The sequence below is a fragment of the Sanguibacter biliveldensis genome (assembly GCF_033798665.1).
GTDB lineage: Bacteria > Actinomycetota > Actinomycetes > Actinomycetales > Cellulomonadaceae > Sanguibacter > Sanguibacter inulinus.
Genome location: NZ_CP138359.1, coordinates 674,935 through 691,363 on the forward strand (window position 1 = coordinate 674,935; position 16,429 = coordinate 691,363).

The following is a 16,429-nucleotide window of genomic DNA, read 5'->3' on the forward strand; positions in this document are numbered from 1 at the left end:
GCGACTTCGACGGAGGCGCAGCTCGGTGCGGCAACCAGCGCGTCAGCGCAGGATCGCGCGCGTCACCGACGCCTGCTCGGTGAGGACCGAGCCGATGACGTGCTGCGTCTCGTTGATCCGTTCGACGGCGTCGCGGATCTGCGCGAGGGACGAGACGGCCGACTGGGCCTGGCTCTGGATCGCGTCCACCCGGCCCTGCACCTGGGTCGTGGCGCGGGCCGTCTCGTTCGCGAGGTCCTTGACCTCGCTCGCGACGACCGCGAACCCGCGGCCCGCCTCGCCGGCGCGGGCTGCCTCGATGGTGGCGTTGAGCGCGAGCAGGTTGGTCTGCGCGGCGATCGTCTGGATCGTCTTGACGACGTCGCCGATCTCCTCGCTCGACCTGTTGAGCCGTGCGATGTCCTCGTCGGCCTCGAGCGCGAGCCGCTGCCCCTCGGTCGCGACGCCCGTCGCCGAGAGGACGTTGCGCTCGACCTCTTCGATCGACGTGACGAGCTCTTGCCCGGCGGTCGCCAGCCTGTCGGCGTCGGCGAAGCGCTCGAGCGCCTGCCCGAGCAGGAACACCGTGTCGCGCAGGGCGGCCTCGCGCCCCTCGGACAGGGTGAGGCGGGAGGTCGAGAAGAAGTCCATCGTGCCGACGACCACCCCGTCGACGATCACCGGCAGGCAGACCCCTGACTGCACGCCCTCCTTCTGCGCGACAGGGGCGCGCACGCAGTCGGTGACCTCGGCGAGGTCCGCGACGAACAGCAGGTCGCGCTGGCGCCACGTGCGCCCCGCGAGGCCGACGCCCTCGGCGAAGGACGCCGACTGCGTCACCTCGCGGAAGGCGGAGCCGACGGTGCCGGACTCCTGGGAGAAGTGCAGCTTCTGGTCGGTCCCGTCGACGGCCCAGTACGAGCCGTAGGCCCAGCCGAAGCCTTCCCGGATGGTGCGCAGCGCCCGGGCCAGGGCGACGTCGGCGCTCGGGGCCGTCGTCACCTCGCGCAGCACTGCGGAGGTGGCTGAGGTGTCCTGCGCCGCCGACGCCTGGCGCTCGCCCTGCACCACGCGCTCGAGCGTGCGGGAGACGAGCGTGCCGATGACCGTGAGCGCCCGGTGCCGGGCGGGGGAGAGGTCGAGGACCTCTTCGGTGAAGAAGTCCATCGTGCCGACCGTCCGCCCGTCGACGCGCAGCGGGAAGCAGACGCCCGAGCGGATCCCTGCCCGCTGGGCGACGGGTGCGCGGACGCAGTCGGTGAGGTCGCCGAGGTCTGGGACGGCGATCATCTCGTCGGCGGCCCACGCCCGTCCGCTCAGCCCGACGCCCCGGGCGAAGGTCGCGCTGCGCGTGACAGCCCGGAAGTCGTCAGAGGCCGCGCCGGACTCGGCGACGAAGTGCAGCGTCGAGTCTTCGGCGCTCACCGACCAGTACGAGCCGTAGGTCCAGCCGAAGGCCTCGCGCACGACCTCGAGCGCGACCAGTGCCGCAGCCGAGCTGTCCCGCGTCGTGGCGAGACGCTCCTGCACCAGCCCGACGGCGTTCAGGTCGGTCTGCGACTGCACGAGCTCAGCCCGCACGGCATCCAGCTCTCGAGCTGATCTGCGCGATCCCCACATGACGACTCCTCGAGTCAGGTCGCCCCCTTGCGCCACGCTGGCGTGTGCGTCTCATCGGGCGGCGCGGGGCGTTCATGAGGGACTGGGGTGGGTGGTCATGCGGTGAGGGCCGCGACGGACATGCGGTCGGCTCTTGCCTCACGAGAGCCTCGACTGGGAAGAGCGCTGAACTCGGTGCTGACCTGCAACTTCACCCACGGCTGGTGCCGAGCTCCTCAGGGAGAGGTCCTATTCTTCGATCACCTCTGCTGACCGAGCATCTGTTGAATCAGCCCTGGGGCCTGCCCGCAGAGGGTGAGGTGGGTCGGGCTGCTGGTGGGTTCTGGAGCAAGGTGGGGCGATGAGCGGAGCATCGACGGACGGCGAGTTCTGGAGCTCGCGGGCCGCCACGATCTGCTTCGTGGGGATGGTGATATCCGGGTCGTTGACGTCGACCTTCATGGTCATCGGCTGGTATCTCCCGATGGCAGCTGCAGGGATGGGGACAGTGGCGTCGACCTTGTCTCTCGTCGGTTACCAGAAGAAGTGGTCGAGGTCTACCCGTGGTTCATAGGTGAGGTCCCGGTGGGCGATGCGATGAAGAGGCTGAAGGGCGACGTCTACAACTGGTGGTGGGTGAAGAGGGTTTGGCAGATCGAGCAGCGGACACCGAGGCATGCTTCCGCTGACCGCCTTGAGGGTGTCCTCTACTCGTCCTCGCACTGTTCTCTTGCTGCGTTTCGGGAGTTGGTCGACGCCGCTGAGACTCCGGCCGAACGTATGGACGTCGTCGAGACGTACTTCGAGCATGTCGCTTCGGACCGTGACGTCGGCGGGGAGACTTGAGCGTGGTTGACGAACCTCGCGCGAGACGAACCGGAGCTGTACCGCATGATCTGCTTGTTGGATGACGATCTCTAGCTCTACCCGCGGTGCCGGTCTAGCCGCTGTGGCGACATGCTGTGCTGCGATCACATCTAATGACTGCCGAAGGCGGTGGGTACCCATGGGCGATGCGATGAAAGTCCTTGGCGACGACGCGTTCAACTGGTGGTGGATCCGAAGGAATTGGGACCTTTCTATTCCGACCCCCAGGAGGGAGTCGGCGATGCGGATCGAGGAGACGGTCTACGAGCTCTCCGAGGATTCGTTCCCCGCTTTCCGCGCTCTCGTCGAGGGTGCGGAGAGTCTCGACGAGGCGTTGCACGTGGTGGAGGCCTTCTACGAGTTTCTGCCATGGTCGAAAGATGGTGGTGGAAGGTTCAAGAGGTGGTTGACGGGAGTGGCTGAAGGGGAGCCTTCTTTTCAGAAGTTGATTCGAATGCTCGATCGGGATGTATAGGTCGCCTTGTGGTTCGCCGCATCCCTGAGGTCGGACAGGCTTTTCCCGTGGCCATCTTCGCGCGGTGCCGTGTGTCGTGCTGGTGGCGGCCCAGCGGGCGGCGCTCTCCCACCATGGACCCCTGCAGCCGCTCTTCTCCGTGAACGGCGAACGCCTGTTGCTGCACGGCACGTTCATCGTCGCCTGTCGACAAGTGGGTGGTGCGCTCGGTGGGCGCGGTGTTGTAGGGCCTTGTCTTCCACTGTGGCTCGGTTCGCCTGGCCGGAGATGAGCGTTACCTTCGGTGGATCGCGACCCAGATCAGGTGGTTGCTCTGAGCGTGCCATGAGATCTCATGTGATCCGATGAGACGAAGCTGTCCACATCGCAAGACAAGTGTTCACATGCCGACACAGAGATGTCACAGTCGTCCCATCATGCGCCGCGACACGACCGTGCTCTCGCACGTCAGCCCCCTTGCACAGCCCCGCCACGTCGGCGCCGGCTGCTGTTGTCGCTGTAGCCGCTGAGCGGTTCGCCACCCACTCGCAGCTTGGCCCAGGGCAGGGGCCGCGACGTGAGACGGTCCCCGACCGCTCCCTGATCCCCGTCATCACCCGCGCACGGCGCGAGGTCCGCTGACCGCGATCAGGCCGCTCGACCCCTCGAGCCACGCCCACCCCGGCCGACATCTCGTCGTACCCGGGTGCGCACCCCGCTCGCGCCTCCCCAGGACACGTCCTCGGACGTCGTCGAGCGCACCTCGGCCACCTGCGTCACCGGCAGACGCTCCTCCGTGCCGCCTCTCCTCACCACCCCGCCCCACGGGGTGGCGCCCTCACCGCTCGACCGGTCCACCGACCGTCCTGGCAGAACGGACCACCTGTGCGAATCTCCACCGTCCGCATCCCCACGGCGGCCAAGGCCGCAGCGGCCCTCCTCACCGCCTCCCTCCTGCTCACCGCGTGCTCCGCCGACGCCTCAGACTCGGGCTCCAGCAGCGCCGCGGCCTCGGGCATCTCGGACGAGATCGTCATCGGCTCGACCAACGAGCCCACAGGGCTCGTCCGCAACGTCGGCGGCAGCTCGGGCATCTCGCAGACCATGACCCGCAACGTCTACGAGGGCCTCACCTCCGTCGACATCGACGGCACCGTGGTCCCGACGCTCGCCGAGTCCTGGGACGTGTCCGAGGACGGCCTCACCTACACCTTCCACCTGCAGCAGGGCGTGACCTTCCACGACGGGACGCCGTTCACCGCGGCCGACGTCGCATGGAGCATCTCCGAGGCGATCGGCCCGGACTCCAAGAGCGCCCGCAAGAACGACCTGCTCGTCATCACCGACATCGCGCAGCCTGATGAGCAGACCGTCGAGCTCACGCTGTCGCGCCGCAGCCAGTCGCTGCTGTTCAACCTCGCCTCGGTGACGGTCGTCAAGGACGGCGACAAGGAGCTCACCAGCGACAACGGCACGGGCCCGTACAGCCTCGTCGAGTGGACGCAGGGCGACCACCTCACCATCGCGCGCAACCCTGACTACTGGGGCGAGCAGCCGAAGAACGAGGGTGTGACCTTCAGGTTCTTCAAGGACACGACAGCGCTCAACAACGCGCTGCTCACCGGCGACCTCGACCTCGTGATCGCCGAGGACTCCCCGGACCAGCTGCTCCAGTTCGAGGGCAACGACGACTTCACCATCACCGAGGGCACCTCGACCACCAAGCAGCTGTGGGCCTTCAACGACCGCGAGGCGCCCTTCGACGACGTCCGCGTCCGCCAGGCGCTCTACACGGCCCTCGACCGCGAGCGCATCCTCGACACCGTCTGGGACGGCTACGGCCAGGTGATCGGCTCGATGGTCCCGCCGACCGACCCCTGGTACATCGACGACCTCGCCGACGCGCACGCCTACGACCCCGACGCCGCGAAGGCCCTGCTCGCCGAGGCAGGCGTGAGCGACCTCGAGATCACCGTCGACTACGTCGCGGGGGAGCCCTCCGACACGATCGCCCAGCTCATCCAGACCGACCTCGCCGACGTCGGCGTGACGCTGACGCTCAACCCGATCGACGACGCCACCTGGTACCAGAAGATCTACACGGACCACGACTTCGAGACGACGATCATGGGCCACGTGAACCCGCGCGACGTCGTCTGGTACGCGAACCCTGACTTCTACTGGGGCTACGACAACGCCGACGTCCAGCAGTGGGTCGCCGACGCCGACGCCGCCACCTCCGAGGAGGAGCAGGTCGAGCTGCTCACGCAGGTCAACCAGACGATCGGCGAGGAGGCGGCGACCGCGTGGCTGTACCTCGACCCGCAGATCCGGGTCGCCCGCTCCGAGATCAGCGGCTTCCCGGTCGACCAGGTGACGGAGAGCTTCTACGTCGCCGACATCGTGCGAGCGGACTGACCCGCCGTCATGACGTCGTCCCTGCACTCTTCGAAGACGCCCACGCTGGAAGCACCCGCGCCCCGGCGCGCCCTGAGGGCGGGCGCCCCGATGCTCCGCTACGTGGCAGTCCGCCTCGTGACGCTCCTCGTGTCGCTCGTGCTCGCAGCCGTCGTCGTCTTCGTCGTGCTGCGCCTGCTCCCGGGGGACAGCGCGGGAACGACGCTGGGTGTGGGGACGACGACAGACCAGCTCGACCAGCTGCGCAGCGAGCTCGGGACCGACCAGTCGTCGCTCGCCCAGCTCGGTGACTGGGCCGGTGCTCTGCTGACGGGCGACCTCGGCACGTCCTTCGTGTCGAGGCTGCCTGTCGGCGAGCTCATCACGAGCAAGCTGCCGATCACCGTGCCGCTGAGCCTGGCAGCCTTCGTGCTGTCGGTCCTCGTCTCGGTGCCGCTCGGCGTCGTCGCGGCCGTGAAGCGCCGCGGTGTCGTCGGTGCGGCAGTCTCCGCGGTCTCCCAGCTCGGGGTGGCCGTCCCGGTGTTCTGGGTCGGGGTGCTGCTCGTGTGGATCTTCGCGCTGCGCCTCGGGGTGCTGCCGCCCGGTGGCTTCCCGCGGCAGGGCTGGGACGACCCGGCGGCCGCCGTCCGCTCGCTCGTCCTGCCCGTCGTGACTGTGTCGATCGCGATGTCGTCGGTCATGGTGCGCTACGTGCGGTCGGCGACGCTCGACGTGCTCGACCAGGACTACGTCCGCACGGCCCGATCGCTCGGCTACGGACGCTGGCAGGCGCTCGCGCGCCACGGTCTGCGCAACGGCGCCGTGCCCGTCGTGGCGATCCTCGGCATCGAGCTCGCGACCTCGCTGCTCGGCGCCGTGGTCATCGAGAACGTCTTCGCTCTCCCCGGCCTGGGCACGCTGCTGCTCGACTCGGTCACCGGGCGTGACCTGCCCGTCGTCCAGGCGCTCGTGCTGGCGATCACGGCCGTCGTGCTCGTCGTCAACTTCGGGGTCGACCTCCTGCAGCGGGCCATCGACCCGCGGCTGAGGCTCGGCTCGACCCTCGGCGCGGCTGGAGGCTCGCGATGACCGACCAGCTCGACTCGCCCCGCGGCCCGCTCACCGCCGGCACGCCGCCTGCCGACGTGCCCGGCTCTGCGGCGGACGCGTCCGCCGCTGCACCGCACCGCGCGACGGCCCGTCGCCTGCGCAGCCCGTCCTTCGTCGTCGGGGCCTCGATGGTCGCGGTCGTCGTGCTCGTCGGCCTCGCCGCCTTCTTCTGGACGCCCTACACGATCGGCACCCGCGGCACGGGCGAGCGTCTCGGTGGTCCGAGCGCCGACTTCTGGCTCGGGACAGACAAGCTCGGGCGGGACGTGCTGAGCCAGCTCATGGCCGGCGCGACCAACGCCGTGGTCGTCGCGGTGTGCTCGGTCGCGATCGCCGCTGTCCTCGGCATCACCCTCGGTGTCCTCGCGGCGTCGACCACGCGCTGGGTCGACGTGGCCGTGCTCAACGTCGTCGACCTCATGATCGCCTTCCCGACCCTGCTGCTCGCCATGCTCATCGTCACCGTGCGCGGCGCCTCGCTCAGCTCGGTGATCGCTGCGATCGGCATCTCAGGTGCTGCGGTGATCGCCCGGATCACGCGCATCAACGCCTCGCGGGTGCTCCGCGAGGACTACGTCGTCGCGGCGGCCGCCTCGGGCACGGGCTGGTGGGGGACGGTCCGGCGGCACGTGCTGCCCAACGTCGCCCCGACCCTGCTCGTCCAGCTCATGCTGCTCGCCGGGGCCGCGATCCTCGCCGAGGCGTCGTTGTCCTACCTCGGCCTCGGGCCGCGCCCGCCCTACGCCTCGTGGGGCCGCATGCTCAACGAGGCGCAGGCGACCATCTCCGCGGCGCCCCTCGCCGCGATCCTGCCCGGCCTGCTCATCGCCTGGACGGTGCTGGGCCTCAACCTGCTCGGCGACGGCATCCGCGAGCGCAGCGACCCGAGCCTGCGAGGAGACTGATGACCGCCCTCGAGGTCCGTGACCTGACAGTCCGCACGTCCGGTGGGCGCACCCTGCTCGACGCCGTGAGCTGGGAGGTGCCCTTCGGCGGACGCCTCGGGATCATCGGCGAGTCCGGCTCGGGCAAGTCGCTCACCGCAGCCGCGATCCTCGGGCTGCTGCCCGAGGGCATGACCGCGACAGGCCAGGTGCTGCTCGACGGGCGCGACCTGCTGACCCTCGGCGAGCGGGCCCTGCGCGCGGTCCGTGGCGCCCAGGTCGCCATGGTGTTCCAGGAGCCGCTCACGGCCCTCGACCCGCTGATGACCGTCGGTCGGCAGATCGCCGGACCCCTGCGCCTGCACCGCGGAGCCTCCCGGGCGAAGGCCCGCGAGCTCGCCGCAGACCTCTGCAGGCTCGTGCGGCTCGACGACACCGAGCGCATCCTCGGCTCCTACCCGTGGCAGCTCTCAGGCGGTCAGCGCCAGCGTGTCAGCATCGCGATGGCCCTGGCCTGCGAGCCGCGGGTGCTGCTCGCCGACGAGCCGACAACGGCCCTCGACGTCACCGTCCAGGCCGAGATCCTCGACCTGCTCGACGAGCTCATCGAGCGCACCGGCACCACGCTGGTCTTCGTCTCCCACGACCTCCCCGTCGTCGCCCGGGTCGCCCGCGACCTCGTGGTCATGCGCTCGGGCCAGGTGGTCGAGGCGACGACGGTCGCACAGGCCCTCGAGGCCCCCGCCCACCCCTACACCCGCCAGCTGCTCGCCGCCGCGCGCGCCGTCAGCCGGCTCCCTCAGGAGGACCCGCGATGACCGACGAGACCACGAGCGTCCCGCTCCTCGCGCTGCACGGCGTGAGCCGTGAGTTCGGCGGACGCGGTCGCACGACGACAGCCCTCGACGGCGTCGACATCGCCGTGCACGAGGGGCGCAGCGTCGGGATCGTGGGGGAGTCCGGCGCCGGCAAGTCCACGCTGCTGCGGCTCCTGCTCGGCCTCGACACGCCCACCTCGGGTCAGGTCAGCTACCGCGGGCAGACGCTCGACCGTCGTGACAGGGCCCTCCTCAAGCGCTTCCGGCGCGAGGTGCAGGTCGTGCTCCAGGACCCCCGCTCCTCCCTCGACCCGCGCATGACCGTCGCGCAGATCGTCGCCGAGCCGCTCCAGTCGCTGCGCATCGGCGCAGACCAGCGTGAGCGCTCCGCCCGCGTCGACGAGGTGCTCGGCTGGGTCGGCCTCGACGCCGACGCGCGACGCAAGTACCCCGCGCAGTTCTCCGGCGGGCAGCGTCAGCGCATCGCGATCGCGCGGGCCCTGGCGCCGTCGCCGAAGGTGCTCGTCGGAGACGAGCCCGTGAGCGCCCTCGACGTGTCGGTCCGGCAGCAGATCATGGAGCTGCTCGCCCGCCTGCGCACCGAGCTCGGCCTCACACTCGTCCTCGTCAGCCACGACGTGGCGATCGTCGGGCAGCTCTGCGAGGAGACCGTCGTCCTGCGCGGCGGACGCGTCGAAGAGGCTGGGGAGACCCGCCAGGTCCTCACCCGACCGACGTCGCCGTACACGCGGGCGCTGCTCGACGCGGTCCCGACGCTGGCCTGAGCTGCGGCACCGGTGCCGTCGAGCTCGGCTAGGCACCGCCGTGGGACGCGCTCGCGCGGCCAGCGTCGGTGACAGCCTCGAGCCGCGGCGCGATCGACTCCCCCATCATCGTGATCTCACGTTCTGCGATCCCGTGACGTCTGGCCTGCTCGCGCCACGAGCCGAGCGCTGCAGCGACGTCAGCCATGCGGTCTCGGGCCGCAGCGACGGTCAGGGACAGGTCGTCAGCGAGAGCGAGGAGCCCGTCGACCTCGTCGGGTGGGCTCTCGGCACCGGCGATCGACGTCGATCGGCTCTTCGTCACGTCGGGTGTCGGGTTGACGTCGAACGCTGGGCTGAGCACCCACGAGCCGCGTTCGAAGAGGAACCCGTGGTTGCGCAGGTGGTCGTCGGTGTTGCCGAGAGCCACGCTCGCGACGACCCTGTCGAAGAGCTCGCGGTGGTCCTGCCGCGGGGAGAGGGAGATGTCCCGCACGGCTTCCGCGATGTCGGCATAGTCCCGGTGCTCACCGTCCTGTGATCCCGTCGCTGTCATCGCGCTGATGTAGCCGCGCCGGTGGCCGGCCGACGTGCGGTCGAACCTGCGGAGGATGAGCACGCTCCGCTCGCCGATTGTGACCAGCCGTCGTTGTGGTGTCTGGATCCCGGCGCTCTCGAGGAGGTCGAGCATCGTGGCCTCCCACGCCATGACGTCCCACTGGTCGCTGGAGTGCGGGAACTTCGCGATCGCGAGCCCGCCGTCTTCCAGGCGGACCGAAGCCTTCGGCCTGGCGCCTCCGAGTCCGGTCGTGCCCGTGTCCAGGAGCTGCTTCACGGCGTCCGAAGGGTCGTCGTCGGACGCCAGGTGGTCGCTGGCTCGCAGCAGTCGCGGCAGCGAGACGAGCGGGGGGACCGTCGAGGGCGCGCCGAGGTACGTGTCTGTGCCCGGGAGCCGGAGACGGAGTGCGCCCTGGCGGGTGTCGTCGCTGACCCCCAGCAGGTAGCTGAGGTCGTCGAGGCTGCGGAGAGCCCGCTTCTCCTCCCGGGCGCGCGTCCTCTCGGCCTTGTCGAGCAGGTTGCGGCCCCAACGGTCGGGGGCGCTGTCGGCGAGGGCGCGCAGGAGACCAGGTTGGTGCTGCTGCCCGGAGACGAGAAGCAGTCCCGGGTCGATGGTCGTCCCGCCCTCGGCGAGGTAGGTCGGGTCGTAGACGAAGGTCGTCGACAGCTGCGCGCGACCCTGTGTGAAGTGCGCCCGGCCCACCAGCCGTGCGTGCCCTGCGTCCTCGGTCAGGACCTCGAGGGTCGTCATCGTGCGCGCTTCTTGGTGAGGTTCTCGGCGCGCAGACGGCCGATGTCGCTCTCGAGCGGGTCGATCGCGGCGACGGCCTGGTCCAGGACGCCGAGTGCACGCAGGACCTGGGCGACGTTCCCGAAGCTGACGGTCGGGCTCCCCGACTCGATCTTGCGGAGCGTGTCGCGCGAGATGTCAGCGCGTTCGGCGACCTGCTGCGCTGTCAGGCCGAGGACCATGCGCCACCCTCGGACGTGCTCGCCGAAGGCGCGAGCCTGGCGATCGATGCGGTATCCAGACACTCTCGCAGCCCTCACTATGACGAGCAGAGTCGTCACTACACTCTGTTACGACGATCTTACTCGTCATAACAGGCGTCCGGTAGGCCATGCGGTGCCGTGCCGCCCCATGGCTGGGTGGCCGACGGAGCGTAGCTGAGGTGCTCCTGACCGACGCCGCTCAGCGCAGCCCGAGCTCGGCGAAGACCACGGCCAGGCCCGCCTCGAGGGGAGGCGCGGCCACCAGGTCTGCGGCGTCGAGGACCCGCTGGTGCGAGCCCTCGATGGCGACGGCGATGTCGGCGAGCTGAAGCATCTCCACATCGTTGATGCCGTCGCCGAAGGCGACGATCGTGTCGTCGTGCGCCCCGAGATGCTCGACGACTGCGCGGATGCCGACGGCCTTGTGCACGTCGAGCAGGTGGATCTCCCCGCTGTGGTCGTCGGCGTGCGCGAGCGACGTCGGCACGTGCCCCAGCCCGGGGCCGACGGCGTCGAGGACGGCCGCCGCGGTCCAGGCCGACTCGAGATAGGTCGCCTTGGCGAAGGACGTCTGCGACAGGTCGTCGCGGACCGTGACCATGTCGAGGAAGTCGACGGTCCCGTCGGGACCATCGGGTGCTGTGAGCAGCGCCTGGAGCCTGTCGGGCACACCCGGCTGCGCGTACACACCGTCGGGCGCCTCCAGCACGTAGGCCGCACCGCTGTCGTCGAGGGCGGCCAGCACCCGCGCGGCGAGGTCGTCGGGCATCCGGCGGTCGACCAGCACGGTTCCCCCGACCTCGACGTAGCACCCGGCCGACGCGACGATCCCGTCGAAGCCGATGTCGAGGATCCCGAGCGGGAGCATCCCGGCGGACCGCCCCGTGCAGAGCAGCACCCTGTGACCGGCCGCCCGGGCCGCCACGACAGCCTCTTCGTGAGCCGCCGGGACCGCGCCGTGGTGGGCGTAGGTGCCGTCGATGTCGACGAAGACGAGCCTGCGATCGAAGGTGCTCATCGCGCGTCACCGCTCCGGATCGCAGGGACAGCTCCTGGACTGCCTGCGGGACCCGCGCCGTTCGGTCCGCTGGGCGTGGCGGCGCGGTCGTCGTGCCCCGAGCTTTGGGTGCTCGTCTCTGGCCCAGCCGGAAGACCCTCGTCCCACACCCCGCTCGCGAGGAACGCGTCCATCCGCTCCAGGTGCGGGGCGAGGTCGAAGCCCTGCGCCGCGACCCACGCGTCGTCGTAGTAGGTGCCCGCGTAGCGCGCCCCACCGTCGCAGAGCAGCGTGACGACGCTGCCCGTCTCGCCGGCCGCGAGCATCCGCGCGACGAGCTGGAACGCTCCGACGAGGTTGGTCCCCGTCGAGCCACCGGCCCAGTACGTGGTGCGCTCGCGGAGCAGCCGGATGGCGGCGAGCGACGCCGCGTCGGGCACGGGGATCATCTCGTCGACGACCTCCGGGACGAAGGACGGCTCGACCCGCGGTCGGCCGATCCCCTCGATGCGGCTCGAGGCGGTGGTGGTGTGGTCGGGGCGCCCGGTGCTCCACCCGCCGTAGAAGGCCGACCCCTCGGGGTCGACGACGGCGACGCGGGTCGCGTGCCGCTGGTACCGGACGTAGCGCCCGAAGGTCGCGCTCGTCCCGCCGGTCCCGGCACCGACGACCACCCAGGCGGGCACAGGGTGGCGCTCGGCCGAGAGCTGCTGGAACGTGCTCTCGGCGATGTTGTTGTTGCTGCGCCAGTCCGTCGCGCGCTCGGCGAGCGTGAACTGGTCGAGGTAGTACCCGCCGCACTCCCGGGCCAGGCGTGCCGCCTCGTCGTCCATGCACGCCGGGTCGTCAACGAGATGACAGCGGCCGCCGTAGAACTCGATGCGGGCGATCTTCTCGGCGCTCGTCCCGCGCGGGATCACCGCGACGAGGTCGAGGCCCAGCATCCGCGCGAAGTACGCCTCGGACACCGCGGTCGAGCCGCTCGACGCCTCGACGAGGGTCGTGCCCTCGTGGATCCGACCGTTGACCAGGCCGTAGAGGATGAGCGAGCGCGCGAGACGGTGCTTGAGCGACCCCGTCGGGTGCATCGACTCGTCCTTGAGGTACAGGTCGATGCCCCACTCGGCGGGCAGCGGGAACACGAGCAGGTGGGTGTCGGCGCTCCGGGTCGCGTCGGCCTCGAGCAGCCGCACCGCCTCGCTGGTCCACGTGCGCGCGCTGTCGTCGCCTGTCACCGTCTGTGCCTCCTACCGCCTGTGCTGCCTGGTGTGCCGCACCTATCCTCACACCTGCGCGCCTCGCGCCGGGCTGGGGACCGTTCCCCGACAGCGCCGGACCATTGGCGGCCCCGGCCCGCCGGCGCCGTCTGCAGCCCCGGTGCCGTCTGCAGCTCCTGCTCCAGCTCCAGTTCCTGCCCCTGCCCCTGCCCCTGCTCCGGCGAGATCGTGACTTCGGAGCGAGATCGTGACGTGCAAGGCGCGATCTCGCTCGGACGTCACGATCTCGGCGTCCGGCGTCCGGCGTCCGGCGTCCGGCGTCCGGCGTCCGGCGTCCGGCGTCCGGCGTCCGGCGTCCGGCGTCCGGCATCTCGGGGTCCCGGGATCTCAGAGCCGCGGGTGGGGACCGCCGCGCATAGGGTTTCTCGTGTGATCGACCGGCGACGAGACGAGCTGCGCCGGACCTATCTGAGCCTGGGGTCCGGTGAGCTCGTGGCTGCGGCAGTGTTCGCCGGGGTCGCGACCACCGCGGTCGTCCCGCGTCTCGGCGATCCCGACGACAGGTTCGCGCTCTGGTCGGCGCTGATACCGCTGCTGGTGGTCCTCGTGCAGGCCGGCCTCTACTGGCTGGCCGCCCGGACGTGGGTCTGCCGGAGGACGATGCCCGTCGGGCTCGCCGCGGTCTACAGCGTCTTCCGTGTCCTCGACCCTGTGCTCCTCGTGGCAGGACTCGTCGGGGTGCTGATCTGGTGGCCGTCAGCCCCCTGGGCTGCGGTCCTCGTCCTGGGGGTGTGGTCCTTCGGGGTCGTCGAGTACGTCAACTACTTCGTCGTCAGGCTGGCCTACCCGCTGGGCGAGATCAGGAAGATCATCGAGCGACGGACACCGCGCCTGATCGCCGACCTGCGGGCGGCGCTCCAGTGACGCACTGCGACCGGCTGGCTGGGTCGATGGCCCGGCGGTCGGGCAGGCCAGCGCTTCACGCCAGGGCCCCGAGCTCTACGCCCTAGAGCAACCAGATGCATCACATGTGATGCATCTGGTCTGCGGCCCCTCGATGAATCACATTCGATGCATCCCGTCGTCGCGGCGCGCACCGATGGGCACCTCTCCCCAAACCTGGCGTACTCGGTCGGTCAGACGTCTCCCGCTGGCAGGATGGACCGCACCGCGCACCCCTTCGGAGGACCCGATGACGCAGGACGACGACTTTCTCGAGGTGATCGCCGCCGAGGTGGCGCAGGACCCGACGAACATGGCACTGCGGGAGGACTTCGTCACGCTGCTGCTGGAGCGCGACGCGGACCGCGCAGCCGACGAGGTGGCGGCCTTCGAGGCGCACGGTGGCGACCCGGCGCGGGTGCGCCTGCTGCGGGCCCGTGTGATGGCAGCCCGGCTGCGAGGACCGCAGGGAGTCTCCTCGACCGAGCCAGCAACGTCGCACGAGGCAGCCCCATCGCACGAGCCCAACCCGTCGGACGAGTCAGCCCGGACTCTCGGTCCGGTTCCCACGTCGACCCCGACTCCTGGACCGGCCCCGGCTCGGGTCCCGGTGCCGACGACTCCTGACCCCGCAGACGCCCGCCACGACCACCCCGGGCTCTGGGACGCCGAGCGCCCCGCCGTCACCCTGGACGACGTCGCCGGGCTCGCCGACGTCAAGCAGCACCTCGACTCGACCTTCCTCGCGCCCCTGCGCAACCCTGAGATGGCCGCGGCCTTCGGTCAGAAGCCGGGCGGCTCCCTGCTCATGTACGGCCCGCCGGGGTGCGGCAAGACCTACGTCGCCAAGGCGATCGCGGGAGACCTCGGCGCCTCCTTCATCCACGTGACCCTCGCTGACCTGCTGAGCAAGTGGCTCGGGGACAGCGAGAAGGCGATCCAGAGCGTCTTCAAGGACGCGCGTGCCGCGTCGCCCTGCGTGATCTTCTTCGACGAGTTCGACGCCCTCGGCGGGCGCCGCACCTCGAGCAGCGGGTCGCAGGCGATGCGCACCATCGTCACCCAGCTCCTCGAAGAGCTCGACGGCGTCACCAGCGAGAACGACGGCGTCTACTTCCTCGCGGCGACCAACCGCCCGTGGGACATCGACCCGGCGCTGCGCCGGCCCGGACGCATCGACAAGACCGTGCTCGTGCTGCCGCCCGACGCCGTCGCGCGCGCCGCCATCCTGCAGGGTGACCTCGCGGGCAAGCCCGCCGACGGTGTCGACGTCCTCGCCGTCGCCGCGGCGACCGAGGGGTTCTCCGGAGCCGACATCGCGCAGGTCGCGAAGATCGCGCTCCAGCAGTCGCTCACGGCCTCGATGAGTGCAGGTGCCATCGTGCCCGTCACCACCCAGGCGCTGCTCGACGCGGCAGCCGGTCTGACCCCGTCGACGACCTCCTGGTTCGACCAGATCGCGCCGGTCCTCGAGTACGGCGTCGACGACGGCACCTTCGCGCAGCTGCGCACCTACCGCGTGAAGAACGGGATGCGATGAACGAGCCGCTCGACCTCGAGCGCGAGGCGATCTCGAGGGACCGCGACCTGGCGTGGGAGCTGTTCGAGGCCCAGCCCCAGCACCCGCGCATCCCGCAGCTCGCGCTGAGCGTGCTCGCCCGGGCCCCGGAGCTCACCGGCATGACGATCCTGATCGCGATGCACCGGGAGGCGTGCGGCGAGGTCGACGAGGCACGCAGGCTGCTGCAGGACCTCATGGGGCGTCGCGACCGCCAGTACCTCAACGCTCTCCGCCGCCTGCGCGACCTCGAAGACTCCGCCGGGAACTACGCCGAGGCGCTCCGCCTGGCGGAGCTCGTGCTGCGCGAGGACCCCGAGGCCGACTGGCGCGACAGGATGGACCTCGCCAGCACCACGGCGCTCGCGGTGGACCCGGAGACCGGCTGGGCGATGATCGACGACGCCGTAGAGCTGTGCGCACGCACCGACCCTGACCGCTACGCCGACGCGCTGGCTCTGCGCGCCGGGTGGTTCTTGGCGACGGGCACGCCGCCGGACCGGTTCCTCGTCGCAGCGCAGCAGGCGATCGAGGCGGACCCGACCAACGCGGCCATCGCGACAGCGCTGGGATACGCCTACCTGTACACCTACCGCCCCGAGGACGCGGCCGAGCTCTTCCGCCGGGTGCTCCAGGACGACCCGATGGAGGAGGCCGCGCGGGCCGGCATCGTCATCGCCAAGGCGTTCTTGGCACCTATCGAGAGCGGCGCCGGGACGATGGACGACCTCCGCGCTGGCGGCATGGGCGAGATCGCGTGGCGCATCTTGCGTGACAAGCTCTTCGAGACCGGCGTGGACGAGGCGCTCGTCGCGCTGGACGCCGTCATGCCGGAGGACCTCGCCGGCTCGCTGCGTCCGCCGCTCGACAAGGAGACGGCGCGGGCGAGCGGGGGCGAGGACAAGGTCCTCGTGTGGCACGACGGTCAGGAGCCGGGCACCGGCGGGCTGTGGCGCGACGGCCCGGCCTTCCGCCTCATGACCGCGGACGAGGTCCGTGCGATGGACGAGGCGATCGAGGAGCACCCCGAGGTCTGGCCGCAGTGGGATGCCGAGGGGGAGTACTACACGCAGGTCTTCACCGACGACTCCGGGTCCTACGTCTTCGAGGGGACGGGTGGACGGCTCTTCCGCCGCACCCCCGGGGAGCCGGACCGAGAGCTCGCGGAGAGCCTGGCCGACTGGCTCTGGGACCGCGTCGTCGCCTTCGGCGGAGACGACCCGCGCCCGGGACGAGGTGCGGGCCGGGACTCCACCGCCACGAGAGTCTGACGCGGGCTGACGCGCCGGGGG

15 protein-coding genes are annotated in these 16,429 nt (G+C 70.6%); 10 read left to right on the plus strand and 5 right to left on the minus strand.

The window, feature by feature from the left end:
* Positions 1-42: 42 nt before the first annotated feature.
* Positions 43-1,560: a GAF domain-containing protein gene (locus SANBI_RS02920; protein ID WP_319158766.1), complete on the minus strand. Its 1,518-nt coding sequence runs from the start codon at positions 1,558-1,560 to the stop codon at positions 43-45.
* Between the two features lie 564 nt (positions 1,561-2,124).
* On the opposite strand from SANBI_RS02920, the gene SANBI_RS02925 reads away from it, so the two are divergent.
* The 7 genes from SANBI_RS02925 (at position 2,125) to SANBI_RS02955 (ending at position 8,893) form a co-directional block, all read left to right on the plus strand.
* Positions 2,125-2,424: a hypothetical protein gene (locus tag SANBI_RS02925; protein WP_319158768.1), complete on the plus strand. Its 300-nt coding sequence runs from the start codon at positions 2,125-2,127 to the stop codon at positions 2,422-2,424.
* A gap of 160 nt (positions 2,425-2,584) precedes the next feature.
* Complete coding sequence (locus SANBI_RS02930; protein ID WP_319158770.1) at positions 2,585-2,920, plus strand: hypothetical protein; 336 nt, start codon at positions 2,585-2,587, stop codon at positions 2,918-2,920.
* Between the two features lie 864 nt (positions 2,921-3,784).
* On the plus strand, positions 3,785-5,317 hold the full coding sequence (locus tag SANBI_RS02935; RefSeq protein ID WP_319158772.1) for an ABC transporter substrate-binding protein: 1,533 nt from the start codon (positions 3,785-3,787) through the stop codon (positions 5,315-5,317).
* Positions 5,318-5,419: 102 nt separating this feature from the next.
* Positions 5,420-6,385 carry an ABC transporter permease gene (locus SANBI_RS02940; RefSeq protein ID WP_319158774.1) on the plus strand — a complete coding sequence of 322 codons (966 nt, stop codon included), beginning with the start codon at positions 5,420-5,422 and terminating at the stop codon, positions 6,383-6,385.
* Positions 6,382-7,311 carry an ABC transporter permease gene (locus SANBI_RS02945; protein ID WP_319158777.1) on the plus strand — a complete coding sequence of 310 codons (930 nt, stop codon included), beginning with the start codon at positions 6,382-6,384 and terminating at the stop codon, positions 7,309-7,311. Before SANBI_RS02940 ends, SANBI_RS02945 begins: the two co-directional genes overlap by 4 nt.
* Positions 7,311-8,108 carry an ABC transporter ATP-binding protein gene (locus tag SANBI_RS02950; protein ID WP_319158779.1) on the plus strand — a complete coding sequence of 266 codons (798 nt, stop codon included), beginning with the start codon at positions 7,311-7,313 and terminating at the stop codon, positions 8,106-8,108. The genes SANBI_RS02945 and SANBI_RS02950 overlap by 1 nt, the downstream gene beginning before the upstream one ends.
* On the plus strand, positions 8,105-8,893 hold the full coding sequence (locus SANBI_RS02955) for an ABC transporter ATP-binding protein (RefSeq protein WP_319158782.1): 789 nt from the start codon (positions 8,105-8,107) through the stop codon (positions 8,891-8,893). Before SANBI_RS02950 ends, SANBI_RS02955 begins: the two co-directional genes overlap by 4 nt.
* Positions 8,894-8,921: 28 nt before the next feature.
* Here the strand turns inward: SANBI_RS02955 and SANBI_RS02960 are convergent, their stop codons facing one another.
* From SANBI_RS02960 to SANBI_RS02975, 4 genes are all read right to left on the minus strand, one after another.
* On the minus strand, positions 8,922-10,181 hold the full coding sequence (locus SANBI_RS02960) for a type II toxin-antitoxin system HipA family toxin (protein WP_319158784.1): 1,260 nt from the start codon (positions 10,179-10,181) through the stop codon (positions 8,922-8,924).
* A complete protein-coding gene (locus tag SANBI_RS02965; protein WP_319158786.1) occupies positions 10,178-10,465 on the minus strand; it encodes a helix-turn-helix domain-containing protein in 288 nt (95 codons plus the stop codon). Before SANBI_RS02965 ends, SANBI_RS02960 begins: the two co-directional genes overlap by 4 nt.
* A 157-nt stretch (positions 10,466-10,622) precedes the next feature.
* Positions 10,623-11,441 (minus strand): HAD hydrolase family protein, encoded by an 819-nt coding sequence (locus SANBI_RS02970; RefSeq protein ID WP_319158788.1) that lies wholly within the window; start codon positions 11,439-11,441, stop codon positions 10,623-10,625.
* Positions 11,438-12,655, minus strand: a complete 1,218-nt coding sequence (locus SANBI_RS02975) for a PLP-dependent cysteine synthase family protein (RefSeq protein ID WP_319158790.1) — start codon at positions 12,653-12,655, stop codon at positions 11,438-11,440. The genes SANBI_RS02970 and SANBI_RS02975 overlap by 4 nt, the downstream gene beginning before the upstream one ends.
* A gap of 411 nt (positions 12,656-13,066) precedes the next feature.
* Here SANBI_RS02975 and SANBI_RS02980 point away from each other — a divergent pair, with 411 nt between their 5' ends.
* The 3 genes from SANBI_RS02980 to SANBI_RS02990 all read left to right on the plus strand — a co-directional run bounded on the left by SANBI_RS02980 (position 13,067) and on the right by SANBI_RS02990 (position 16,408).
* Positions 13,067-13,561 carry a hypothetical protein gene (locus SANBI_RS02980; RefSeq protein ID WP_319158792.1) on the plus strand — a complete coding sequence of 165 codons (495 nt, stop codon included), beginning with the start codon at positions 13,067-13,069 and terminating at the stop codon, positions 13,559-13,561.
* A 268-nt stretch (positions 13,562-13,829) separates the two neighbouring features.
* Positions 13,830-15,119 carry an ATP-binding protein gene (locus SANBI_RS02985; RefSeq protein ID WP_319158794.1) on the plus strand — a complete coding sequence of 430 codons (1,290 nt, stop codon included), beginning with the start codon at positions 13,830-13,832 and terminating at the stop codon, positions 15,117-15,119.
* Entirely contained in the window at positions 15,116-16,408 is a 1,293-nt protein-coding gene (locus tag SANBI_RS02990) for a tetratricopeptide repeat protein (protein WP_319158796.1), read from the plus strand. Before SANBI_RS02985 ends, SANBI_RS02990 begins: the two co-directional genes overlap by 4 nt.
* Positions 16,409-16,429 lie beyond the last annotated feature (21 nt).